The 22,249-nt window shown below is 70.8% G+C and carries 22 protein-coding genes and 1 pseudogene; 19 read left to right on the top strand and 4 right to left on the bottom strand.

The features are described 5' to 3' along the window. Positions 1-8 precede the first annotated feature (8 nt). Both AC5L30_RS16910 and AC5L30_RS16915 read left to right on the top strand, forming a co-directional pair. A complete protein-coding gene (locus AC5L30_RS16910; protein WP_334506954.1) occupies positions 9-338 on the top strand; it encodes a phospholipase in 330 nt (109 codons plus the stop codon). 459 nt (positions 339-797) lie between these two features. Then, positions 798-1,055 carry a WhiB family transcriptional regulator gene (locus AC5L30_RS16915; RefSeq protein WP_007455784.1) on the top strand — a complete coding sequence of 86 codons (258 nt, stop codon included), beginning with the start codon at positions 798-800 and terminating at the stop codon, positions 1,053-1,055. A 113-nt stretch (positions 1,056-1,168) separates the two neighbouring features. Here AC5L30_RS16915 and AC5L30_RS16920 read toward each other — a convergent pair whose 3' ends face one another. Further along, complete coding sequence (locus AC5L30_RS16920) at positions 1,169-1,618, bottom strand: metallopeptidase family protein (RefSeq protein ID WP_074316962.1); 450 nt, start codon at positions 1,616-1,618, stop codon at positions 1,169-1,171. 153 nt (positions 1,619-1,771) lie between these two features. Between AC5L30_RS16920 and AC5L30_RS16925 the strand changes: the two genes are divergently transcribed. Next, positions 1,772-2,140: a DUF3499 domain-containing protein gene (locus AC5L30_RS16925; RefSeq protein ID WP_091394110.1), complete on the top strand. Its 369-nt coding sequence runs from the start codon at positions 1,772-1,774 to the stop codon at positions 2,138-2,140. A gap of 135 nt (positions 2,141-2,275) precedes the next feature. Here the strand turns inward: AC5L30_RS16925 and AC5L30_RS16930 are convergent, their stop codons facing one another. After that, positions 2,276-3,622, bottom strand: coding sequence for an aspartate aminotransferase family protein (locus AC5L30_RS16930; protein ID WP_494868320.1), 1,347 nt, complete (start codon positions 3,620-3,622; stop codon positions 2,276-2,278). 837 nt (positions 3,623-4,459) lie between these two features. Between AC5L30_RS16930 and AC5L30_RS16935 the strand changes: the two genes are divergently transcribed. Both AC5L30_RS16935 and AC5L30_RS16940 read left to right on the top strand, forming a co-directional pair. After that, positions 4,460-5,203, top strand: a complete 744-nt coding sequence (locus AC5L30_RS16935; RefSeq protein ID WP_494868596.1) for a DUF5753 domain-containing protein — start codon at positions 4,460-4,462, stop codon at positions 5,201-5,203. Then, positions 5,194-5,406 (top strand): DUF397 domain-containing protein, encoded by a 213-nt coding sequence (locus tag AC5L30_RS16940; RefSeq protein WP_494868321.1) that lies wholly within the window; start codon positions 5,194-5,196, stop codon positions 5,404-5,406. The genes AC5L30_RS16935 and AC5L30_RS16940 overlap by 10 nt, the downstream gene beginning before the upstream one ends. Positions 5,407-5,495: 89 nt before the next feature. Here the strand turns inward: AC5L30_RS16940 and AC5L30_RS16945 are convergent, their stop codons facing one another. Continuing rightward, positions 5,496-6,008 carry an Lrp/AsnC family transcriptional regulator gene (locus AC5L30_RS16945; protein ID WP_494868322.1) on the bottom strand — a complete coding sequence of 171 codons (513 nt, stop codon included), beginning with the start codon at positions 6,006-6,008 and terminating at the stop codon, positions 5,496-5,498. A gap of 214 nt (positions 6,009-6,222) precedes the next feature. On the opposite strand from AC5L30_RS16945, the gene AC5L30_RS16950 reads away from it, so the two are divergent. The 14 genes and pseudogenes from AC5L30_RS16950 (at position 6,223) to AC5L30_RS17015 (ending at position 20,938) form a co-directional block, all read left to right on the top strand. After that, the gene (locus AC5L30_RS16950; protein ID WP_494868323.1) at positions 6,223-7,407 is read left to right on the top strand and encodes a polyamine ABC transporter substrate-binding protein; all 1,185 of its coding nucleotides are present in this window, start codon (positions 6,223-6,225) and stop codon (positions 7,405-7,407) included. A gap of 5 nt (positions 7,408-7,412) precedes the next feature. Beyond that, the gene (locus AC5L30_RS16955) at positions 7,413-8,564 is read left to right on the top strand and encodes an ABC transporter ATP-binding protein (RefSeq protein ID WP_494868324.1); all 1,152 of its coding nucleotides are present in this window, start codon (positions 7,413-7,415) and stop codon (positions 8,562-8,564) included. Next, positions 8,561-9,469, top strand: coding sequence for an ABC transporter permease (locus AC5L30_RS16960; protein ID WP_494868326.1), 909 nt, complete (start codon positions 8,561-8,563; stop codon positions 9,467-9,469). The genes AC5L30_RS16955 and AC5L30_RS16960 overlap by 4 nt, the downstream gene beginning before the upstream one ends. Then, on the top strand, positions 9,470-10,306 hold the full coding sequence (locus tag AC5L30_RS16965) for an ABC transporter permease (protein ID WP_494868327.1): 837 nt from the start codon (positions 9,470-9,472) through the stop codon (positions 10,304-10,306). A 37-nt stretch (positions 10,307-10,343) separates the two neighbouring features. Then, complete coding sequence (locus AC5L30_RS16970) at positions 10,344-11,810, top strand: NAD(P)/FAD-dependent oxidoreductase (protein ID WP_494868329.1); 1,467 nt, start codon at positions 10,344-10,346, stop codon at positions 11,808-11,810. Then, a complete protein-coding gene (locus AC5L30_RS16975; protein WP_494868330.1) occupies positions 11,810-12,991 on the top strand; it encodes a saccharopine dehydrogenase family protein in 1,182 nt (393 codons plus the stop codon). The genes AC5L30_RS16970 and AC5L30_RS16975 overlap by 1 nt, the downstream gene beginning before the upstream one ends. Positions 12,992-13,261: 270 nt before the next feature. Beyond that, a pseudogene (locus tag AC5L30_RS16980) lies at positions 13,262-14,002 on the top strand (G5 domain-containing protein). A gap of 306 nt (positions 14,003-14,308) precedes the next feature. Then, positions 14,309-15,100 carry a type IV toxin-antitoxin system AbiEi family antitoxin gene (locus AC5L30_RS16985; protein WP_494868332.1) on the top strand — a complete coding sequence of 264 codons (792 nt, stop codon included), beginning with the start codon at positions 14,309-14,311 and terminating at the stop codon, positions 15,098-15,100. A 494-nt stretch (positions 15,101-15,594) separates the two neighbouring features. Continuing rightward, on the top strand, positions 15,595-16,260 hold the full coding sequence (locus AC5L30_RS16990) for a response regulator transcription factor (RefSeq protein WP_357710359.1): 666 nt from the start codon (positions 15,595-15,597) through the stop codon (positions 16,258-16,260). Then, positions 16,257-17,321, top strand: coding sequence for a sensor histidine kinase (locus AC5L30_RS16995; RefSeq protein WP_494868334.1), 1,065 nt, complete (start codon positions 16,257-16,259; stop codon positions 17,319-17,321). The genes AC5L30_RS16990 and AC5L30_RS16995 overlap by 4 nt, the downstream gene beginning before the upstream one ends. A 72-nt stretch (positions 17,322-17,393) precedes the next feature. Further along, a complete protein-coding gene (locus AC5L30_RS17000) occupies positions 17,394-18,404 on the top strand; it encodes a threonine ammonia-lyase (protein WP_494868335.1) in 1,011 nt (336 codons plus the stop codon). Continuing rightward, positions 18,401-19,531, top strand: coding sequence for a D-alanine--D-alanine ligase family protein (locus AC5L30_RS17005; RefSeq protein ID WP_494868336.1), 1,131 nt, complete (start codon positions 18,401-18,403; stop codon positions 19,529-19,531). Before AC5L30_RS17000 ends, AC5L30_RS17005 begins: the two co-directional genes overlap by 4 nt. Next, the gene (locus tag AC5L30_RS17010; protein ID WP_494868337.1) at positions 19,528-20,205 is read left to right on the top strand and encodes a M15 family metallopeptidase; all 678 of its coding nucleotides are present in this window, start codon (positions 19,528-19,530) and stop codon (positions 20,203-20,205) included. Before AC5L30_RS17005 ends, AC5L30_RS17010 begins: the two co-directional genes overlap by 4 nt. Positions 20,206-20,263: 58 nt before the next feature. After that, positions 20,264-20,938, top strand: a complete 675-nt coding sequence (locus tag AC5L30_RS17015) for an RlpA-like double-psi beta-barrel domain-containing protein (protein ID WP_494868338.1) — start codon at positions 20,264-20,266, stop codon at positions 20,936-20,938. Between the two features lie 39 nt (positions 20,939-20,977). Here AC5L30_RS17015 and gabT read toward each other — a convergent pair whose 3' ends face one another. Continuing rightward, complete coding sequence (gene gabT, locus AC5L30_RS17020; RefSeq protein WP_494868339.1) at positions 20,978-22,249, bottom strand: 4-aminobutyrate--2-oxoglutarate transaminase; 1,272 nt, start codon at positions 22,247-22,249, stop codon at positions 20,978-20,980.

The raw sequence follows: 22,249 nt of genomic DNA on the forward strand, positions 1-22,249 counted from the left end.
GCGAGCGGATGCACGAGCACGCGTACGGGCCGTCGGAGACCGGGAGTGTCGTCCTGGATCTGGGCGGCGACACCGGTGCCCTGATCGTCTACACGGGTCGGGATCTGCATGGCCGGGAGATCGAGATCAGCCGAGACGATGACCGGCGGGTCCACTCGGCGGTACGCGAGCGTCGGGTGCGGGACGGCTCGTTCCACAGTGCGGTCTATCCCGATCTGCCGAGCGGGATCTATACCGTCTGGTGGGACGATCGTACGCCGGCCGGCACGATTTCTGTCCATGGTGGAGAGATAGCCGAGTTCGCCTGGCCGAGCAGCGGTTTTGGGGCCGCCGGCTGACCTCGACGCATCGGTTTCACCACCGCGCCCCGTCCACAATGTGGACGGGGCGCGAGTGCTGTCCGCAGCTCGACGGGCAGTCTGCGCCGCGCCGCGTTAACCTGTCCCCCACCAAGATCAGCTTAGGGGGTGGAGGTCTCTGGTGCCGTCCGGTCGGCGACTCGGCGGGGAAGCGCCACGGCAGAAAAGTCGGGCAACTCGCCGGAGAGGGCGTTACTCGGCCGGGGTCTGAATCGATAGGGCAGGTTGCGAGGCTGGACGGCCCGAGTGGCCGACCGGGGGTGTCGGGAGGGCGACTCCATTATCAAGTTTGGCTTGACGGCGCACGCATTACACGCGTGTAATTTGAATGGGGTTGTTCGCACGGAACGCAACAAAACGGGACCGGACGGACAAGCACGCCTTTCGCGTGGGGGGTTGCAGCGGCGATGACGCCGGTGCGCGACAAGGAGGCATTTGATGGACGGCCAGCTTGAGGTGGCCGACCTGCTCGGAAACGCGCCGGAGTGGCAGGAGCGGGCATTGTGCTCGCAGACCGACCCCGAGGCGTTCTTTCCCGAGAAGGGCGGCTCGACCCGTGAGGCGAAGCGCATCTGCTCGCGCTGCGAGGTCAAGACCGAGTGCCTCGAATACGCTCTGGGTCACGACGAGCGGTTCGGCATCTGGGGTGGGCTCTCCGAGCGGGAGCGGCGCAAGTTGAAGCGGCGGGCCGCCTGAGCGGTGCAGGCCGAGGCGGGGGTCGCCTGGGCGTTGCGCGGTCGAGGCGGGTCGCCTGAGCGGTGTGAGGTCGAGGCGGTGGGGGCCGCCCGACTCTCCGCTCGGGGGGTGGCTCAGGCGAGCTCGTCCGGGTCTACCCCGAGAAGGTTCGCCACCTGTTCGATGATCACGTCATGGACGAGATCGGCGAGGTCCTCACGGTCCATCGCCCGGAACTCCAGGGGCCGCCGGTACAGCACGATCCGCGGCGGCACCTCCTGCCGGCCCGGACGGCCGGGCAGTAGCCGGGCCAGCGGGACCTCGCCGTCCTCCAGCACATCGGAGTCGTAGACGTTCAGGTCCGGCGGGACGTCCTCGACCGCGAACTCGACCCCGGCCAGCTCCTTGGCGAACCGACGCTCCAGCGTCTCCACGGTGTCCAGGACCAGGTCGTCGAAGACCTCGGCCTTGGTCCGCGCCAGCGGCACGGTGGCCGGCACCAACCGCCCGCGCAGGCCGCGCCCGTGCCGGTCACGATGCGCACGCCGGCCGGAGCCGGGGCGGCGGTGTTCCGGGCTCGTCATGAGGCAAAGGGTAGCGCCCGTGTCGGGCTGGCCAGCGGCAGCGCCGCTCCCGTGGCGCGGCGCGCCCAGGACGGTCGACTGTGATCACCACGACGGGCGTGTCGCAACGCGAAGCGATGCGCCGGACCCGGTAATGGAGATACCCTGCCGCACGTGAGGTCACCACGGCGCTGCTCCCGTAACGGCTGCCCCCGGCAAGCGGTCGCCACATTGACCTATGTCTACAACGAGTCGACAGCCGTGGTGGGGCCGCTGGCGGCGTTCGCCGAGCCGCACACGTACGACCTGTGCGAGCCGCACGCCCGCAGCCTGACCGCGCCGCGGGGCTGGGACGTCGTCCGGCACGAGGGCGAGTTCGAGCCGCCACCGCCCACCACGGACGACCTGGTCGCGCTGGCCGAAGCGGTCCGCGAAGCCGCCCGCCCGGCCCCCCGCCCCCCGGAGCCGGACCAGAACCGCCCCGAGAACCCCCACCAGACCGGCCGCCGAGGCCACCTCCGAGTAATCCCCCCCAACCACTAACCCCGCACCCCGCTCCCACCCCCCGGCCCTCCCGCCTTTCCGGCGTTGATCAAGGGGTTTCGGTCATCAGCCGGCGCGTTCTTGACGCAAACCTCTTGATCAACACCAGGGTTGGGGTTGGGGTTGGGGTTGGGGTTAGAGCTTGGTCCAGGCTTGGGTTAGGACTGTGCGGAGGATCTGCTCGATTTCGTCGAAGTGCTGCTGCTCGGCGATCAGCGGTGGGGCCAGCTGGATGACGGGGTCGCCCCGGTCGTCGGCCCGGCAGTAGAGGCCCGCCTGGAACAGGGCGGTGGAGAGGAAGCCGCGCAGCAGGCGCTCCGACTCGGCCTCGTTGAAGGTCTCCCGGGTGGTCTTGTCCTTGACCAGCTCGATGCCGTAGAAGTAGCCGTCGCCGCGGACGTCGCCGACGATCGGCAGGTCGTGCAGCTTCTCCAGGGTGGCCCGGAAGGCGTCCTCGTTGGCGCGTACGTGCCCGACCAGGTCCTCGCGGGCGAAGACCTCAAGGTTGGCCAGGGCCACCGCGCAGGAGACCGGGTGCCCACCGAAGGTCACCCCGTGGGCGAACATGCCGGTCTCGGTGAGGAACGGTTCCATCAGCCGGTCGCTGGCGATCATCGCGCCGAGCGGGGCGTACCCGGAGGTGATGCCCTTGGCGGTGGTGATGATGTCCGGCTGGAAGCCGTAGCGCACCGCGCCGAAGTACTCACCCAACCGGCCCCAGGAGCAGATCACCTCGTCCGAGACGAGCAGCACGTCGTACGCGTCGCAGATCTCCCGTACCCGCTCGAAGTAGCCGGGCGGCGGTGGGAAGCACCCGCCGGAGTTCTGCACGGGCTCAAGGAAGACCGCGGCGACCGTGTCCGGCCCCTCCCGCTCGATGGCCCGAGCGATCTCGTCGGCGGCCCAACGGCCGAACGCCTCGGGGTCGTCGCCGTGCTCGGGCGCCCGGTAGAAGTTCGTGTTCGGCACCTTGATCGCGCCTGGCACCAGTGGCTCGAAGTCGCTCTTGATGCCCGGCAGTCCGGTGATCGACAGGGCGCCCATGGAGGTGCCGTGGTAGGCGATGTACCGGCTGATCACCTTGTACTTGTTGGGCTTCCCGGTGCGCTTGAAGTACGCCCGGGCCAGCTTCCACGCCGCCTCGACGGCCTCGGAGCCGCCGGTGGTGAAGAAGATCCGGTTGAGGTCGCCGGGGGTGAGCGAGGCGATCCGCTCGGCCAGCTCGATGGCCTTCGGGTGCGCGTACGACCAGAGCGGGAAGTAGGCCAGCTCGCCGGCCTGCTTGGCGGCGGCCTCGGCCAGTTCGGTGCGGCCGTGGCCGGCGTTGACCACGAAGAGCCCGGCGAGCCCGTCCAGGTAGCGGCGACCCTGCGCGTCCCACACGTACGCTCCCTCGCCGCGCACGATGGTCGGCACCTCACCGGCGGAGTAGCTCGCCATCCGGGTGAAGTGCATCCAGAGGTGGTCGGTGGCGTTGGCCATGTCGAGCCCCATCGGTCGTCGGGCCGGGTCAAGGGGTGAGGCCGGCCGCTCTGCCAACGGTTATCGCACAGTCTCAACCCCGGAAGCAAGTGTTATCGGCGGTATCACGGTCAGCTGGCGACGGATTCAGCGCATACACGTCAGGGATGCAACGGAATCCGTACTACCGTTGGTTGCTTCGGCGGTCAACGGTCGGCAGGGGCCGGGAGGTGTGCTGGTGGCCGCCTTTGGAGCTGAATCGTTTGCGACATCAGCTCCAAAGGGCCTGCCCGGGGGTAGCGCCTCCCTCGGCCGCCGGCTCGATCCACTCCGGTTCGCTGAGATCGCGGTGTCCGGGCTTGGTTGATACCGCGGTAGTGGCGCCGTCGCGTGGATCAAGCGCGGGGACCGGGCACGCGGGGCAGGGAGCGGCAGGCCGGGCGTCGGGGGCCGGGGGCGGGGTGACGGGGGCCGGGCGACGCGGGCCGGGGTGATGCGGGGTCGTGGGGCGCGGCCAGGGGTCGGGGTGACGCGTGGTGGGGAAGGCGCGGGCCAGGGTCGGAGGCGCGGGTTGGAGATCGGGAGGGGCGGGTCTTGGGCCGGGGAGGCGCGGTGCCTTGGAACGTTGACGGGGCACCTCGGGGACGGTCGGGGGGCATCCCGAATGCGCGCCAACACGTCTCAGCGCAACACGCCGGTAGGTCGCAGACACGGATACGCAGCGTGGCTATCGTCCGCCGCAACGCGCATCGAGGGGCGTCGCAGCGACGCCTGCTGGGCGGGGCACTCCGGATCGTCCGGCACGGCACGGAGGAGGGGCGGGAGGGTCCGTTGGCGAACGAGGCATTGCGGGTGGCGATGGCCGAGGCGGGGGAGACGGTCGAGTCGTTGGCCGAGAAGGTCCGCGTCGACCCGAAGACGGCGGCGCGGTGGCTCGCTTCGGGGCGCATCCCGCATCCGCGTACCCGGGTGGCGGTGGCCGAGGTTCTGCGGCGGGACGCGGCCGACCTTTGGCCGGAGCCGTTCCGCCGTCGGGACCTGCCGTGGTTCCGGCCGTGGGCCGAGCTGGAGCAGGACGCCACCTCGCTCCGGTGGTACGAGCCGCTGCTCGTGCCGGGTCTGCTCCAGACCGAGGGGTACGCCCGGGCGATCCTCAGCACCGGCGGGCTGGTGGCACCGTCCGAGGTGGATGAGATCGTGGCGGGCCGCCTTGAACGGCAGGCGGTCCTGTGCCGCGACGCACCACCGCAGCTCGTGGCGGTGATCGACGAGGTGGTGCTGCGCCGGCCGGTCGGCGACCGTGCCGTGATGGCCGCTCAACTGGCCCACCTCGCGAGAGTGGCCGAGTGGGAGCATGTGCAGGTCCGAGTCATCCCGGCCGAGAGCCCGTGGCACACCGGGCTGGCCGGCCCTTTCGTGCTGGGACGGCTGCCCGACGGGGCGGAATTGGCGTATCTCGACAATCAGCTCCGCGGTCAGGTCGTGACCGATCCGCTCGACGTCGCTAGCCTGGGACGCAGGTGGGAGAGCGTCACCGGCGAGTCGTTCCCCCGACGACGGTCGATCGAGCTGATCAGGGAAGTGGCCACGACATGGACATGACCGATGCCCGCTGGCGCACGGCGACCCGCAGCAGCAACAACGGTGGTGCCTGCGTCGAGGTGGCCGACAACCTGCCGGGCCGGGTGCTGGTGCGCGACAGCAAGGACCGCGACGGCGCCACCCTGACCTTCGCCCCGACCGCCTGGGCGTCGTTCGTCAGCGCGGTAGACGGGGTCGACACGGTCCGCACAACGCGCCGCTGATCCACTCGGGATCACGGAAATCGGGGCATCGGGACAGCCCGGACACCCCGACTTCCGGGAACGCCGAGTCGATCAAGACGCGGAGACCGTCAGGCCGTACCCCAGGTGTAGGTCTGCTTGCGTAGCTTGAGATAGACGAACGCCTCGGTGGAGAGCACCCCGGGCACCGCGCGCAGTCGTTGCAGGATCTCCAGCAGGTGGTCGTCGTTGCGGCAGACCACCTCGGTGAGCAGGTCGAACGAGCCGGCGGTGATCACCACGTAGTCGACCTCGTCCAGCTCGGCCAGCCGGTCCGCGACCGCCTCCAGGTCCCCGTCGGTACGCAGGCCGATCATCGCCTGCCGGTGGAAGCCGAGCTGGAGCGGATCGGTCACCGCCACGATCTGCATCACGCCGGAGTCGAGGAGTCGCTGCACCCGCTGGCGGACCGCGGCCTCGGAGAGCCCCACCGCCTTGCCGATCGTCGCGTACGGGCGGCGGCCGTCCTCCTGGAGCTGCTCGATGATCTGCTTGGCCACGTCATCCAGCAGAGCGTGATTGGCACCGTCACGGACAGCGACGCGTCGACCGCCATTGCTGTTCTCGTGCTGCCGGTTTGTCATTGCCCGCTCCCCATGTCCCGAATCATGATGTCACGCGTGTATCCCCGCGTAGTCTGGCGTATTTCGTCGTGCATCGCTATTCCCGCAACGGAATCCCTTGTAAGGGAGGTCACCTCATGTCAGGATCAGTCGTCCATGGCACTTGACCCTCCCGACATTCCCGCCGGCGCGCCTCCCCGTCCCGCCCGCCGACGATGACCCCCTAGGAGTCGTCATGCGTACTCCCCTCCGGCCCCTCTCCCGGCGTGGACTGCTCACCGGCACTCTCGGTTCGGCCGCCCTGCTCACCATGGGCGGCAGCCTCGCGGGCTGCGGCACCAAGGGCGCGCAACAGACCGAAGCTGGTTGCGTCAGCGAGGACCTCTCCGGCACCGAGAAGAAACTGGCCTTCGCCAACTGGCCGCAGTACATGGACGTGGACGACAAGGACGAGTCCAAGCGGCCGAGCCTCGACGAGTTCATCACGAAGACCGGCATCCAGGTGACCTACACCGAGGACATCAACGACAACAACGAGTTCTTCGGCAAGGTGCAGAACCAGCTCGCCGCCTGCCAGAGCACCGACCGGGACATCATCGTGCTGACCGACTGGATGGCGGCCCGGATGATCCGGCTCGGCTGGATCCAGAAGCTGGACCCGGCGAAGATCCCGAACGTGCAGGCCAACCTGCTGCCGTCGCTGCTCAACCGTCCCTTCGACACCGAAAACCGGATCTCCATCCCGTGGCAGTCCGGCCTCGCCGGCCTGGCGTACAACGGCAACGTCACCAAGGAACTGCGGACGGTCGACGAGCTGCTCACCCGCCCCGACCTCAAGGGCAAGGTGACCGCGCTCAGCGAGATGCGCGACACCATGGGCCTGCTGCTCGGGTCGAACGGGCACGACCCGGCGAACTTCACCGCCGCACAGTTCGACGACGCCCTCAACAAGCTCAAGAAGGCGGTCGACTCCGGGCAGATCCGCAAGTTCACCGGCAACGACTACGCGCCCGACCTGGCCAAGGGCGACATCGCCGCGTGCATCGGCTGGTCCGGCGACGTCATCCAACTCTCCACCGAGGACGAGAAGGTGCGGTTCGTCGCACCGGACTCCGGCGTGATGCTCTACAGCGACAACATGATGGTCCCCAACAAGGCCACCCACAAGGGCAACGCCGAAGCGCTGATCAACTACTACTACGAGCCGGCGGTCGCGGCGAAGCTCGCCGCCTACGTCAACTACATCTGCCCGGTCAAGGGCGCGCAGGCCGAGATGGAGAAGATCGACCCCGAGTTGGCCGCCAACCCGCTGATCTTCCCGGACGAGGCGCTGCTGTCGAAGTCCAAGGTGTTCATGGCCCTGGACGAGAAGCAGGAGAAGGAGTACGAGGGCAAGTTCCAACAGGTCATCGGGGCGTGACGAGGATGGCGCGCGAGACACCCGCCGGCGACCTGCGCCTGGCCGATCTCACCAAACGGTTCGGTGTCTTCACCGCGGTCGACGACCTGAGCCTGACCATCGAGCAGGGCTCGTTCTTCGCGCTGCTCGGCGCGTCCGGCTGCGGCAAGACCACCACCCTGCGGATGATCGCCGGCCTGGAGGAGCCGACCAGCGGCCAGGTGCTGCTCGGCGACCGGGACATCGCCCGGCTGCGGCCGTACAAGCGACCGGTCAACACCGTCTTCCAGAGCTACGCGCTCTTCCCGCACCTCACCATCTTCGAGAACGTGGCCTTCGGGCTGCGCCGACGCGGCATCCGCTCGGTCGACGACGAGGTCACCCGGATGCTGTCGCTGGTGCAGCTCGACGGCTACGGCAACCGCCGTCCAGCCCAGCTCTCCGGAGGTCAGCAGCAGCGGGTCGCGCTGGCCCGCGCGCTGATCAACCGGCCGCAGGTCCTGCTGCTCGACGAGCCGTTGGGCGCCCTCGACCTCAAGCTGCGCCGGCAGATGCAGATCGAGCTGAAGCGCATCCAGACCGAGGTCGGCATCACCTTCGTCCACGTCACCCACGACCAGGAGGAGGCCATGACCATGGCCGACACCGTCGCGGTGATGAACGCCGGCCGGATCGAGCAACTCGGTCCTCCCGCCGACCTCTACGAGTTTCCCGCCACCGCCTTCGTGGCGAACTTCCTCGGCCAGTCCAACCTGCTCGCCGGCGAGGCCACCGGCGTCGGCGGCGGCGACGTCGCGGTGACGGCGCACGGCACCCGCTTCTCGGTGCCCGCCGGCCGGTCACGGGCCGACCACGGCCCGGTTCACCTGGGGGTACGCCCGGAGAAGCTGATTCTGGTCGGCTCCGCCGACCAGGTGCCCGCTGGGCATCAGCACGTCACCGGGGTGGTCACCGACGCCTCCTACGTGGGAGTCAGCACGCAGTACCTGCTGCGCACCGGCTGGGGCACCGAGGTGTCGGTCTTCGCCGCCAACAGCGGCACGTCGACGCGGGTGGCGGTCGGCAGCGAGGCCGTCGCGTACTGGGATCCGCGGCACGCGTTCCTGCTGCCCCGCGACGCCGCCGACAGCGACCGGACGTCGCCGGTGCTCGACGAGCCGGTGGGTGCGTCGTCGTGACCCTGCTGGCGCCCACCGGATCGGGGCACCCGCCACCCGCGCCACCGGCAGCCCGGTCCGGGCGACGCCGACTCCTGCCGTACCTGCTGTTGTTGCCCGGCGCGGCCTGGCTGCTCATTTTCTTCGGCGTGCCGCTGATGCAGTTGGCGGCGGCCAGCCTGTACGACCCCAGCGGCTCGCTCTCCACCGGGTACGCGATGACCTGGGCGGTCGGCAACTACCCGGACGTGCTGCAGGCGTACTGGCCGCAGTTCCTGCGTTCGTTCGGCTACGCCGGGCTGGCCCTGGTGCTGGCGTTGCTGCTGGGCTACCCGTTGGCGTACGCCATCGCGCAGAAGGCCGGCCGTTGGAAGAACCTGCTGCTGGTGTGCGTCGTCGCGCCGATGTTCACCAGTTTTCTGGTCCGGACGCTGGCCTGGAAGACGATCCTGTCGGACAACGGCGCGCTCGTCGGTCTGCTGCGTGACGTGCACCTGCTCGCCCCGGACGGTCGGCTGCTGGCCACGCCGTTCGCGGTGGTGCTCGGCCTGACGTACAACTTCCTGCCGTTTCTGGTGCTGCCGCTGTACGCGAGCCTGGAGCGGCTGGACCCCCGGTTGCTGGAGGCGGCCACCGACCTGTACGCGAGCCCGGTGCAGGCGTTCCGTCGGGTGACGCTGCCGCTGTCCATGCCCGGTCTGGTCGCCGGCACGCTGCTGTTCTTCATCCCGGCCAGCGGCGACTACATCAACGCCGAACTGCTCGGCACCCCGAACGAATACATGATCGGCAACGTCATCGACTCGGCGTTCCTGGTCCGACTGGACTACCCGCAGGGTGCCGCGCTGTCGTTCCTGCTGATGGCGGCGATCCTCGCGGTGGTCTTCGGCTACCTCCGTCGAGCCGGCACGGAGGAGGTCCTCTAGATGAGACTCTCGCGCTGGTTGACGGACCGGTGGGTGATGATCGTGGCGTTGCTGGTGCTCGGCTACCTGGCGCTACCGATCCTGGTGGTGGCCGCGCTGTCGTTCAACCGGCCGTCGAGCCGGCTGTCGTACGACTTCAACGAGTTCACAGTGGACAACTGGCGGCAGCCGTGCGCCACCTCGGACATGTGCGACGCGGTGGTCCGCAGCGTGCAGATCGGCTTCATCGCCACCGTCGTCGCCACCGTGCTCGGCACCCTGATGGCGTTCGCGCTGGTCCGGCACCGCTTCCGGGGCCGGTCCGGGGTCAACGTGCTGATCTTCCTGCCGATGGCCACCCCCGAGCTGGTGATGGGCACGTCGTTGCTGGCCCTGTTCGTGTCCGCCGGGGCTCCGCAGGGCTTCTGGACCATCGTGATCGCCCACGTGATGTTCTGCGTGTCGTTCGTGGTGGTCACCGTGAAGGCGCGGCTCGCCGGGATGGACCGGCGGCTGGAGGAGGCCGCCATGGACCTCTACGCCAACGAGTGGCAGACCTTCCGGCGGATCACCCTGCCGCTGGTGCTGCCCGGCATCGTGGCCGCCGCGTTGCTGGCCTTCTCGCTGAGCTTCGACGACTTCATCATCACGAACTTCAACGCCGGCACCACCGTCACGTTCCCGATGTACGTCTGGGGCGCCGCCCAGCGTGGCATCCCCCCGCAGGTCAACGTCATCGGCACCGCGATGTTCGCGGTCGCGCTGCTGCTCGTCGGGCTCAGCTCGCTGCGCGGTCGACGGGCCCGCCGCGCCAACCTGCTGGCCGGGCCGTCAGGTCACCTGCGTCGGTCGTCATGACCCTCCCGGATGCGGGTCTGCCGACCGGTGTTGCCTCATGACGCTCCCGCATACCGGCCGGGCGTTGGCCGACGCGGCACCCGTGCCGTACTGGCTCGATCGCCCGGACCGCCCCGACCCGCTACCGCCACTGGCCGGTCGGCACTCCGCCGACCTGCTGGTGATCGGCGGCGGTTACAGCGGACTGTGGGCCGCGTTGCTGGCGAAACAGGCCGACCCGGACCGGGACGTGCTGCTCGTCGACGCCGGGACCTGCGGTTGGGCCGCGTCCGGGCGCAACGGCGGGTTCTGCGCCGCCTCGCTGACCCACGGCCTCGCCAACGGCGTCGACCGGTTCCCCGACGAGGTCGGCGAGTTGGAACGCCTCGGCCGGGAGAACCTGGACGCCATCGCCGCCACCGTCGCGACGTTCGACATCGACTGCGACTTCGAGCGCACCGGCGAGCTGGCCGTCGCCGTCGAGCCGTACCAACTCGACGGGCTGGCCGCCGACGCAGACCTGGCCCGCCGGTACGGCCACCGGGTGCGGCTGCTCGACCAGGACGAGGTGCGCGCCGAGGTGCACTCGCCGACGTACCTGGGTGGGATGTTCGACCCCGACCGGGTGGCCATGGTGGACCCGGCGAAGCTGGCCTGGGGTCTGCGCCGCGCCTGCCTCGACCTCGGCGTACGCGTGCACGAGCACACCCGGGTCACCGGACTGCGCGCCGACGGCCCGGCCCTGCACGCCAGCACCCTGGGCACCGATCCCGCCGCCTTCCCGGCCGACCCTGGCCGGGCCGACACCCGGGCCGCCAGCCTGCCCGGCTCGGTGCGGGCGCGCCGGGTCGTGCTGGCCACCAACGCCTTCCCGCCGCTGCTGCGCCGGCTGCGGGCGTACCTGGTGCCGGTCTACGACCACGTGCTGATGACCGAGCCGCTCACCCCGGCCCAGCGCGACGCCATCGGTTGGCGCAACAGGCAGGGGCTCGCCGACACCGCCAACCAGTTCCACTACTACCGGATCACCGCCGACGGGCGGATCCTCTTCGGCGGCTACGACGCCGTCTACCACTACGGCAATCGGGTCGCGCCCGAATTGGAGCAACGACCGGCCACCTTCACCACCCTCGCCCGCCACTTCTTCACCACGTTCCCGCAGCTCGCCGACGTGCGGTTCAGTCACCGTTGGGGCGGCGTCATCGACACCTGCACCCGGTTCTGCCCGTTCTTCGGCACCGCCTACGGCGGCCGGCTGGCGTACGCGGCCGGCTACACCGGCCTCGGCGTCGGGGCGACCCGCTTCGGCGCCCGGGTGCTGCTCGACCTGCTCGACGGCGGGAACACCCCGCTGACCCGGCTCGACCTGGTTCGCCGCAAGCCACTGCCATTCCCGCCGGAACCCGTCCGCGCGGTCGGCATCAATCTCACCCGCTGGTCACTGGCCCGCGCCGACGCGCGCGAGGGTCGGCGCGACCTCTGGCTCCGTACTCTCGATCGTTTCGGTTTGGGGTTTGATTCCTGATGCGTGTCCTCCTCGTCGGCGCCGGTGGCGTCGGCTCCGCCGCCGTAGCCATCGCCGCCCGCCGGGCCTTCTTCGAGACCATGGTGGTCGCCGACCACGACCCCGTTCGGGCCCAGCGGGCGGTTGCCGGGCACGGTGACCGGTTCGTCGCCGCCCAGGTGGACGCCGCCTCGGCCGACGCGGTCACCGCCTTGTGCCGGGAGCACCGGATCACGCACGTGCTGAACGCCGTCGACCCGCGGTTCGTCATGCCGATCTTCAACGGCGCGTTCGCGGCCGACGCGGACTACCTGGACATGGCGATGTCCCTGTCGCACGCCGAGACCGGGGTGAAGCTCGGCGACGAACAGTTTGCCCTGGCCGACACCTGGTCGGCCGCCGGTCGGCTGGCGCTGTGCGGCATCGGCGTCGAGCCCGGCCTGTCGGACGTGTTCGCCCGCTACGCCGCCGACGAGCTGTTCAGCGAGATCGACGAGATCGGGGTCCGGGACGGGGCGAACCTCACCGTCGACGGGTACGACTTCGCGCCCTCGTTCTCCATCTGGACCACCATCGAGGAGTGCCTCAACCCACCGGTCGTCTGGGAGAGGGACCGGGGCTGGTTCACCACCGAACCGTTCTCCGAGCCGGAGGTCTTCCACTTTCCGGAGGGGATCGGGCCGGTCGAGTGCGTCAACGTCGAACACGAGGAGGTGCTGCTCATCCCGCGCTGGGTCAAGGCCCGGCGGGTCACCTTCAAGTACGGCCTCGGCGACGAGTTCATCGAGGTGCTCAAGACGCTGCACAAGCTCGGTCTGGACGCGGTCTCCCCGGTGCGGGTACGCGGCGTCGAGGTCTCCCCGCGCGACGTGGTGGCCGCGAGTCTGCCCGACCCGGCCACGCTCGGTGCCCGGATGCGCGGCAAGACCTGCGCCGGCACCTGGGTGCGCGGCCTCGGCCCGGACGGGCAACCCCGCGAGGTCTACCTGTACCACGTGGTCGACAACGAGTGGTCGATGCGGGAGTACGGGCACCAGGCGGTGGTCTGGCAGACCGCCGTCAACCCGGTCGTCGCGTTGGAGTTGCTCGCCACCGGCGCCTGGGCCGGTGCCGGCGTGCTCGGGCCGGAGGCGCTGCCCCCGACGCCCTTCCTCGACCTGCTGAACGGTTACGGGTCGCCGTGGGCGATGGAGGAGCGGTGAGCCCGCCTCGCTGACGGCATCGCGACAGTTCCGTCGTCGCCGCTGGACATCCGATCGCTTGTCGATGCGGTGCGTGGGGATCTGCGGCTTTTGATGGTGCTGACACCCGCACGATTGGCCGTGCCCTGCCGACCTGGAGGGTGACCGCGCCTGTCGACTCGTCGCCCGCAAGCGCGCCACCGACCCTCCCCGCGAAGCGAAAGGCGCAGGTGACCAGCGCGACGGGGGATATTGCAGGCTGTGTTTGCGACGACACTCATCGCCGTGACGATGCAACCACCACAGAACCCGGGGCCGCCGTACCCGCCGTCGTTCGGCCAGACACCCCGACCGAACTGGTTCCGCCGGGCCAGCCCCGCCAGCCGCGCAGCCGTGATCCTCGGGTCGGTGACCCTGTCGATCCTGCTGCTCTGCTGCACCGGCACCGCCATCGTCGGCGCGTTGACCGGCGAGCCGGAGCCGACCAAGACCGGCACCGCCGCCGAGGAGCCGCAGCAGCCGATCCTGGCCGCGCCCGGCGAGGAGGCGTCGCCGGTCGCCGAGCCTTCCACCGCGCCCGCGTCGGCCGCACCCAGCCCGACCGGTGCGGCAGCCGTGCCGGTGGTTCAGGTGACAACCGTGACGGAGCGGGCCACGGTCCGGTACGGCGAGCGGACCGTCAAGGACTCGTCACTGGCCGAGGGCAAGCGGGTCGTCCGGACCAAGGGCGTGAACGGCGTCCGGACCCTGACCTAGGAGTTGACCACCACCGACGGCGTGCGGACGGCCAACAAGCTGGTCAAGTCCGTCGTGACGAAGCAACCGGTGACCCAGGTCGTCGCCGTCGGCACCAAGAAGCCGCAGTCGTCGACGTGCGACCCGAACTACAGCGGCTGCGTCCCGATCGCCAGCGACGTCGACTGCGCGGGTGGCAGTGGCAACGGCCCCGCCTACGTCAGCGGACCGATCAGAGTGATCGGCAACGACATCTACGACCTTGACCGAGACGGCGACGGCATCGCCTGCGACTGACCCCCGGGCCGCGGACCCCGCCCCGAGTGCCCCCGACCGCGTGGATCATGGAGTTGCGGTGGGCGGAAGGTGCTATTCCAAGGCATTTGTCTGCCACCACAACTCCATGATCGACTCAGGTGGCGGGCTCGTTGCTATAGCACGGTTAGGGAGGGCTGCGGGGGTTGTGCACAGGGCCGATGGTTATCCACAGGGCGCTTCGTCGGGGTCAAGTGTTGGTGACCTGATGCTGCAGATTCCTGCGGCATGGCAGAGCCTCTGTATCGATACTCCGAGTTAGTCGCGGCCGGCCTTAGCCGGGAACAAGTGCGCAGGTTGACCAGGCAGTCCCGCCTGCAACGGCTGTCGCGGAGCGTCTACGCGCCGTCGGTCGACCAGGCCGGACGCCTGCCGGCAATCTTCCGGCGGCTGCCCCCCAGCGCCGTCGTCGGCTTTCACACCGGCGCGCAACTGCATGGCTTCGGCGACGCGCGAAGCCCCGACGTGCACGTGATCGTGCCGGCGGGAGAAAACGTCCCGCGCATACGAGGCGTGGTTACCCACGAGGCAGTGCTGCCGGTGCGCGATCCGGTGCCGCTGGCCGGAGTGCCCTGTGCGCCCGCCGCCAGGTGCGCGGTGGACCTGGCCCGGTCGTTGCGTCGAATGGAAGCGATGCCACTGCTGGACCTTTGTCTTCGCGTAGGCGCCTGTCGGCCCGAGGAACTTAGGGTCGAGGTCGCTCGGCACGACCGGTTGCGTGGAGTCTGTCAGGCGCGCGATCTCGTGCCACGCGCCGATCCTCGGGCCGAGTGTCGGCAGGAGAGCCAGCTGCGTCTGGTGTTGATGGACGGCGGCCTGCCAGCGCCCGAGCCGCAGATTTGGGTCCCGGATAGCAACGGGATACCGCTCTACCGTCTGGATCTTGGGTATCGGCGACATCGCGTCGGCGTCGAGTACGACGGACTGTCCCACTTGGACCGTGTCCGCCTCCGGCACGATCGTGCTCGAATGAACTGGCTCGCTGCCAACGGCTGGCAAATGCGCCACTTCACGGACCAGGACCTCTACCGTCGCCCCGCCCACATCATCCGAACCTTGATCCCACTCCTCCACCCCTAGCCGTCACCCGCCCGCCTCGCCCCCGCGTCGCCCCCCGCGTCGCCCCCGCCTCGCCCCCCACGTCGATCATGGAGTCGTGGTGCCTCGCGAAAGGCGCGAAACAGTATTAAGTGCCCACCATAATTCCTTGATCGACGCGGCTGGGCGGTGGGGCGGGGGCGGGGCGGGCGGGGGCGTCCGGGGCGGCTGGTGGGCGGTGGGCTTGCGGGTTTGCGCTGGCGGGCCGACGCCGAACTTGGAGCGCGCGGATTTTCAGTCGGGTGGCCCTGCTCCGCCTTTCGTGATGCAGCTCACCGGCGAGCGGCAACCGCCGTGGTCTTCGGGGACGAACGACGCAGCTGGCGTTCTCCGGGCACGAAGCCGACATCCGCTGGCTGGCGATGGTTTGCCCGCCCGACACTCGCGTGGAGGATGGCTGCGGCGGGTGCTTACAGAACCCTTAACCCGGGCCTGCGACGGTATGCCGGGCAAGCGGAACTCGGGGGAGCGGAAAAGTGCGGGTGCTGGTGGCGGACGACGAGCGGTTGTTGGCGGACACGGTGGCCGAAGGGCTGCGCCGCCTTTCGATGGCCGTCGACGTCTGCTACGACGGTGACGGCGCGCTGGAGCGGGTCGGGGTGAACCGGTACGACGTCGCGGTGCTGGACCGGGACATGCCCGGGCACACCGGCGACGAGGTGTGCCGCAGCATCGCCGACTCGCAGGTCGGCACCCGGGTGTTGCTGCTCACCGCGGCGGCCGGCATCCGGGACCGGGTGGAGGGCCTCGGCCTCGGCGCGGACGACTACCTGACCAAACCGTTCGCCTTCGCCGAGTTGGTGGCCCGGGTGCAGGCCCTCGGGCGACGGTCCACGCCGGCGCTGCCACCGGTGCTCGCCCAGGACGGCCTGGCGCTGGACGTGGGCCGGCACGTGGCTACCCGGGACGGCCGCCCGCTCGCGCTGAGCCCGAAGGAGTTCGCGGTGCTGCACGTGCTGCTGCGCGCGGACGGCCAGGTGGTCAGCGCCGAGGAACTGTTGGAGCAGGCCTGGGACGAGTTCGCCGACCCGTTCACCAACGCCGTACGGGTCACCGTGATGACGTTGCGCAAGAAGCTCGGCGATCCCGCGATCATCCACACCGTTCCGAAGGCCGGCTACCGCATCGGCGGTACGGCGTGAGCTGGACGCCCCGACGTCGGGTGCTGCTGGTGGGCCTGCTGGCGCTGCTGGCCGGGCCGGTGCTGCCGGCGATGGGCAAGTGGCTGTCGGGGGTGACCTGGACCTGGGGGCAGCAGTTCTGTGACCTGCCCATGCCCGGATTGTCGGCGGTGTGCCGCGACGTGCGGCCGGGGGCGTTCGTGCTGCCCCTGGCGGCCGTCCTGCTCGTGACCCTGGCCGCCCTGGTGGGGCTCTGGTTCGGCGCGGTCTGGTGCCTGCGCCCGGTCGCTGACCTGGCCGGGCCGATCGGGCACCTCGGCCCGCAGAACCTCGGTCACCGGATCCGGCCCCGGGGCCGCGACGAGCTGGCCCGGCTGTCCCGGGCGATCGACGAGATGATGGAGCGCGTCTCCGCCGGGTACGAGGGGCAGCGGCGGTTCGCCGCGAACGCCTCGCACGAGCTGCGTACGCCCCTCGCCGTGCAGCGGACGCTGATCGAGGTCGGCATGGCCAAGGCGCTCAGCGGCGAGCAGCTGGAGTTGTTGACCAGCCAGCTGCTGGAGACCAACGAGCGCAACGAGCGCCTGATCGAGGGCCTGCTCGCGCTCAGCGAGAGTGACCAGGGCCTCCGTTCGCGGATACCGCAGCGGTTGGACACGATCGTGGAGTCGGTGCTGGCCGGGTACCTGGACCGGGCCCGGGAGGCCGGGATCACCGTCGAGACCCACCTCGCGCCCCGGGTCGTCGTCGGCGAACGGGTGCTGCTGGAGCGCCTGGTCACCAACCTGGTGGAGAACGGGATCAAGTACAACCGGCCGGGCGGCTCGCTGACCGTGCTGGTGAGCGGCGTGCCCGCGCTGTCCGTCGTCAACACCGGCCAGCCCGTGCCGGCCGAGGCGGTGGCCGGTCTGTTCGAGCCGTTCCGCCGGCTCGCCCGGGACCGGACCTCGCAGGGCGGCGGGGCCGGCCTCGGCCTGGCCATCGCCCGCTCGATCACGCAGGCGCACGACGGCATCATCGCGGCCCGACCCGCCGAGTACGGCGGCCTGCGGGTCGACGTCCAGCTACCCACCCTGACCTGACACTTCCACCCACCTGCACCGGGGTCCACGTACCGCTGGATCCCGCCTGTGGTGTGCTCGAAAGGAGAGACGATGTCACGCACCGTTGGCCAGGTCCGGGCCGATGTCGAGGAGGCCGCCCGCTGGCTCGCCGGCCGGGTGGTCCGCACACCCGTGCTGCGGTCCCCGGTGATCGACGAACTCGCCGGGGCGCGGGTCCTGCTCAAGGCCGAGAACCTCCAGAACGGCGGCTCGTACAAGATGCGGGGCGCGCTGCGCGCGGTCGGCCGCCTCGCCGCCGCCGGCCACACCGGGGTGATCGCGCAGAGCACCGGCAACCACGCGGTGGCGGTGGCGCTGGCGGCCCGGCAGAACGGGCTCACGGCGACCGTGGTGCTGCCGGTCGACGCGGCGCCGACGAAGGTCGCCCGGGCGCGCACGGCGGGAGCGCGGGTGGTGTTCGCCGGCACCGGCGTCGAGGAGCGGGTGGCGGTGGCCGACGGGCTCAGCGACGACAGCGGTCATCCCGTCATCGACGCGTACGACCACCCGGACGTGATCGCCGGGCAGGGCACCGCGAGCCTGGAGCTGATCGAGGACGCCGCGCGCGCGGGGACGCCGTTGGACGCGCTGGTCGTACCGGTCGGTGGTGGTGGCGGGGTGGCCGGCGCGTGTTTGGCCGCCGCCGGCTCCGGCATCGAGGTGTACGGCGTGGAGCCGCTGGGCTGCGACTCCCTCGCCCGCAGCCTGGCGGCAGGTGTGCGCGTGGAGGTCGCGCCGGCGCCCACCATCGCGGACGGGCTGCGGCCGTCCTGCGTGGGCGAGCTGCCGTTCGCCATCGTGCGGGACACGCTGCGCGGGGTCGTCCGGGTCGACGACGACGAGATCGCGGCGGCGTTCCGGCTGATTCTGACGGAGCTCAAGGTGCTCGCCGAGCCGTCCGGGGCGGCGGGCCTGGCCGGTGCCCTCCGGCTCGCGCCGGGAGACCGGCAGCGGACGGTCGGTGTGGTGCTGACCGGCGGAAACGTGGAGGCGACGCTGGTGGCCCGGTTGATGGCCCCGGGATCCGCCGACCTGGCGACTGCGGAAGGGGCGGCGGCGTGAGCGCGCCAGTTCGGATCGGAATCCTGTTCGGTGGACCGTCGGCGGAGCACGAGGTGTCCTGTGCCTCCGCGCTCGGGGTGGCCCGGGCGCTCACCGGCGGCGGTTACCGCACGGTCGCCATCGGGGTCACCCGCAGCGGCGGGTTTCGGCTGGTGCCCGACGCGCTGCTGGCCGAGCTGCGCGACCGGCCGGCCGGCGAGCGGGCCATCGACGACCAGCTGGTGGTGACGGGGCCGGCCGTCGAGCTGCGGGCCGGCCGGCGTCCGGGCGTCGTGCAGGTGTCCGCCGGTAACGCCCCCGGCGCGGTGCACGCCGAACTGGACGTGGTCTTCCCGGTGCTGCACGGCCCGTACGGTGAGGACGGTGTGGTGCAGGGGCTGCTGGAGTCGCTCAACGTGCCGTATGTCGGGTGCGGCATCCTCGCCTCGGCGGTGGGCATGAACAAGGTGGCGATGAAGCGGGCGCTGCGCGCTGAGGGCATCCCCGTCACCCCGTACGTGTCGTTCGACGCGCACACCTACCGGGCCGTCGACGACCCGGAGAAGCTGGTGACCGGGCTGAGCCGGCCGCTCTTCGTCAAGCCGGCCAGCATGGGCTCGTCGATCGGCATCTCCCGGGTCGGTGAGGGTGACGACCTGGCCGCCGCCGTGGAGGAGGCGCTTCGGCACGACCAGCTCGTCATGGTCGAGCAGGGGGTCGCCGGCCGGGAGTTGGAGTGCGCGGTGCTCGGTGGCTGGCGTCCCGAGGCGTCGGCGGTGGGCGAGGTGCGGGTCGCCGGTGGCTGGTTCGACTACCAGCAGAAGTACTTCGGCGACGCCGACCCGATGATCGTCCCCGCGGTGTTGCCGGACGAGGTGACCGAGCGGGTCCGCGAACTGTCGCTGCGCGCGTTCGCCGCGATCGGCGGTTGGGGGCTGGCCCGGGTCGACTTCTTCTACGACGAGACGACCGGTGAGCTGTACGTCAACGAGCTGAACACGATGCCCGGCTTCACCGCGCACTCGATGTACCCGAAGGTGTGGGCCGCCGTTGGGGTCAGCTATCGGGAGGTGGTGGACCGACTTGTCGAGTTGGCCCGGGTCCGGCACGCGGAACGGTCCGCGAGCACGGCGGGGGGAGCCCGGTGATCCTGCTCTCCGACCCCCGGGTGGCGGCCGTGCCCAGCGCCGACGACGGGGAGGGGTTCGTCGACCTGCGTGAGCTGCCGGAGCTGCGGCTCGACGGCCGGGCGGCCGACCCGGCCGGGGCGTACGCCCGGCTGCGCGCCGGTGTCGTGGACCGCCTGCTGGCCGCGCAGCGTGCCCTGCCCGGTGGGCTGCGCCTGCTGGTGGTCGAGGGCTACCGGCCGTACCAGGCGCAGCTGGCCATCTTCACCGGCTACCGGGACGAGCTGCGCCGACGGCACCCGGACTGGTCGCCGCAGCGGCTGCACCGGGAGACCACGAAGTTCGTCTCACCGGTCGAGGTGGCCCCGCACAGCACGGGCGGCGCGGTGGACCTGACGCTCTGCACCGACGACGGTGTGGAGCTGGATCTGGGCACGGCCATCGACGCCACCCCGGAGGACAGCGCCGACGCCTGCTTCACCGACGCGCCGACGATCGGCGGCGCCGCCCGTCGGCACCGGCAGATCATGGTGGACGCCCTCGGCGGCGCGGGAATGGTGAACTACCCGACCGAGTGGTGGCACTGGTCGTACGGCGACCGTTACTGGGCGCTGATCACCGGGGCGCCGCGCACCCGGTACGGGCCGGTGGACCTGGCCGCCGCACGATCGATACCCGTGCCGGCTGAACGGTAGGACGCTCCGGCCCGTACCAGGTGAGTGAAGGACACCACCGAGGACGGGAGTGACGGCGATGAGGGTGCAGCGCAGGCACGTGCTGGCGGCGAGTGTGGCGGTGCTCGCCGCGGTGGGCGTGTCGGTGGGGACCAGCTTCGGGTTCGCCGACACGTCCCCCGCACGGTCGTCGGTCTGCTCCGGCTCGGTCACCTTCTCGGCGGAGGGCGGGGCGCCGGCGGCGACCAGCGACCGGTTCCCGGTGGGTACCCGGCTGCGGGTGACCAACCTGGACAACAACCGGGCGGCCACGGTGACGGTGACCGGCCCGTCGGGCAGTTGCGTGCTGCTCAACGCGGCGGCCATGGAGTTGGTCCGGGAGCCGGGGAAGAACGTGATCCGCCGTAACGTGGTGGAACGCGTCGACGGCGCGGCACCCCCCGTCGGCGCCCCGGCCCCCGGCACGGTCCGTCCGGGTGCGGCGTCGCCCGGCGCGCCCGGCCCGGCGCCCCGGTCGGAGTGCTCGGGGGCGATCACCTTCTTCGAGGAGGCGGCCGGACCGGCGGCGACCAGCGGGCAGTTCCCGGTGGGTACCCGGCTGCGGGTGACCAACCTGGACAACAACCGGGCGACCACGGTGACGGTGACCGGCCCGTCGGGCAGTTGCGTGCTGCTCAACTCCGCCGCCATGGAGCAGATCCGCGAGCCGGGCAAGAACCTGGTGCGCCGCAACACGGTCGAGGTGCTGCGCTGACGTCGGCGGAGGGGCCGGTGCACCGGGCCCCTCCGCCGCTCAGCCGAAGGCGGCGTCGAATAGGTCGGCGCCCCGGCTGAGCTGCTCGTCGGAGATCACCAGCGGAGGCAGGAAGCGCAGCACGTTGCCGTACGTGCCGCAGGTCAGGGTGAGCAGGCCGGCGGCGTGACAGGCCGCCGAGATCGCCGCGGTGGCGACCGGGTCGGGGGTGAGCGTGCCCGGCAGCACCAGCTCCACGGCGAGCATCGCGCCCCGGCCGCGTACCTCGGCGACCCGGGGATCCCGCTCGGCGATGGCCCGTAGCCGGGGGGTCAGCACCGACTCGATCCGTCGGGCCGCACCGACCAGGTCCAGCTCGTGCATGGTCTCGATGGTGGCCAGCGCGGCGGCGCAGGCGATCGGGTTGCCGCCGTACGTGCCACCGAGCCCACCCACGTGCACCGCGTCCATCAGCTCGGCCCGACCGGTCACCGCGGCCAGCGGCAGACCACCGGCGATGCCCTTGGCCAGGGTCACCAGGTCGGGTTCGACGCCCTCGTGCTGACAGGCGAACCAGTCACCGGTACGGCAGAAACCGGTCTGGATCTCGTCGGCGACGAAGACCGCCCCGGCCGCCGTCGCCCAGGCACGCAGCGCGGGCAGGAAACCCGGCGCGGGTACGACGAAACCACCCTCGCCCTGGATCGGCTCGATGAGCAGCGCGGCGACGTTCTCCGCGCCGACCTGCTTCTCGATCATCTCGACGGCCCGTGCCGCCGCGTCCGCGCCGGAGAGCCCGCCATCGCGCAGCGGGTACGACATCGGCACCCGGTAGATTTCCCCGGCGAACGGCCCGAAGCGGTGCTTGTACGGCATGTTCTTCGCGGTCAACGCCATGGTCAGGTTGGTCCGGCCGTGGTACGCGTGGTCGAACACCACGACCGCCGGCCGCCCGGTGGCGTGCCGGGCGACCTTCACCGCGTTCTCCACCGCCTCCGCGCCGGAGTTGAACAACGCCGAGCGTTTCTCGAACCCGCCGGGCGTCACCGCGTTGAGCTGCTCGCACACCGCCACGTACGACTCGTACGGCGCGACCATGAAGCAGGTGTGGGTGAACCGCTCGACCTGCGCCCGGACCGCCTCGACCACCCTCGGGGCCGAGTTGCCCACGCTGGTCACGGCGATGCCGGCGGCGAAGTCGATCCACTCCCGGCCGTCGACGTCGGTGATCGTCGCACCCGACGCCCGGTCCACGTAGGACGGGATCACGCTGCCGACGCCCCGGGCGACGGCACTCCCACGCCGCTTGTGCAGTTCCTCCGACGACGTCAT

It is taken from the genome of Micromonospora sp. BQ32 (assembly GCF_059358895.1).

Excerpts from the sequence above, each read along its gene's own strand:
- AC5L30_RS16955 (WP_494868324.1), top strand. The coding sequence starts at position 7,413 with ATGGCGCGCGAGACACCCGCCGGCGACCTGCGCCTGGCCGATCTCACC.
- AC5L30_RS16950 (WP_494868323.1), top strand. The coding sequence starts at position 6,223 with ATGCGTACTCCCCTCCGGCCCCTCTCCCGGCGTGGACTGCTCACCGGC.
- AC5L30_RS16910 (WP_334506954.1), top strand. The coding sequence starts at position 9 with ATGCACGAGCACGCGTACGGGCCGTCGGAGACCGGGAGTGTCGTCCTG.
- AC5L30_RS16965 (WP_494868327.1), top strand. The coding sequence starts at position 9,470 with ATGAGACTCTCGCGCTGGTTGACGGACCGGTGGGTGATGATCGTGGCG.
- AC5L30_RS16915 (WP_007455784.1), top strand. The coding sequence starts at position 798 with ATGGACGGCCAGCTTGAGGTGGCCGACCTGCTCGGAAACGCGCCGGAG.
- AC5L30_RS17015 (WP_494868338.1), top strand. The coding sequence starts at position 20,264 with ATGAGGGTGCAGCGCAGGCACGTGCTGGCGGCGAGTGTGGCGGTGCTC.
- AC5L30_RS16970 (WP_494868329.1), top strand. The coding sequence starts at position 10,344 with ATGACGCTCCCGCATACCGGCCGGGCGTTGGCCGACGCGGCACCCGTG.
- AC5L30_RS16945 (WP_494868322.1), bottom strand. The coding sequence starts at position 6,008 with ATGACAAACCGGCAGCACGAGAACAGCAATGGCGGTCGACGCGTCGCT.
- AC5L30_RS16940 (WP_494868321.1), top strand. The coding sequence starts at position 5,194 with ATGGACATGACCGATGCCCGCTGGCGCACGGCGACCCGCAGCAGCAAC.
- AC5L30_RS17000 (WP_494868335.1), top strand. The coding sequence starts at position 17,394 with ATGTCACGCACCGTTGGCCAGGTCCGGGCCGATGTCGAGGAGGCCGCC.
- AC5L30_RS16920 (WP_074316962.1), bottom strand. The coding sequence starts at position 1,618 with ATGACGAGCCCGGAACACCGCCGCCCCGGCTCCGGCCGGCGTGCGCAT.
- AC5L30_RS16935 (WP_494868596.1), top strand. The coding sequence starts at position 4,460 with ATGGCCGAGGCGGGGGAGACGGTCGAGTCGTTGGCCGAGAAGGTCCGC.
- AC5L30_RS16975 (WP_494868330.1), top strand. The coding sequence starts at position 11,810 with ATGCGTGTCCTCCTCGTCGGCGCCGGTGGCGTCGGCTCCGCCGCCGTA.
- AC5L30_RS16930 (WP_494868320.1), bottom strand. The coding sequence starts at position 3,622 with ATGGCCAACGCCACCGACCACCTCTGGATGCACTTCACCCGGATGGCG.
- gabT (WP_494868339.1), bottom strand. The coding sequence starts at position 22,249 with ATGACGTCGTCGGAGGAACTGCACAAGCGGCGTGGGAGTGCCGTCGCC.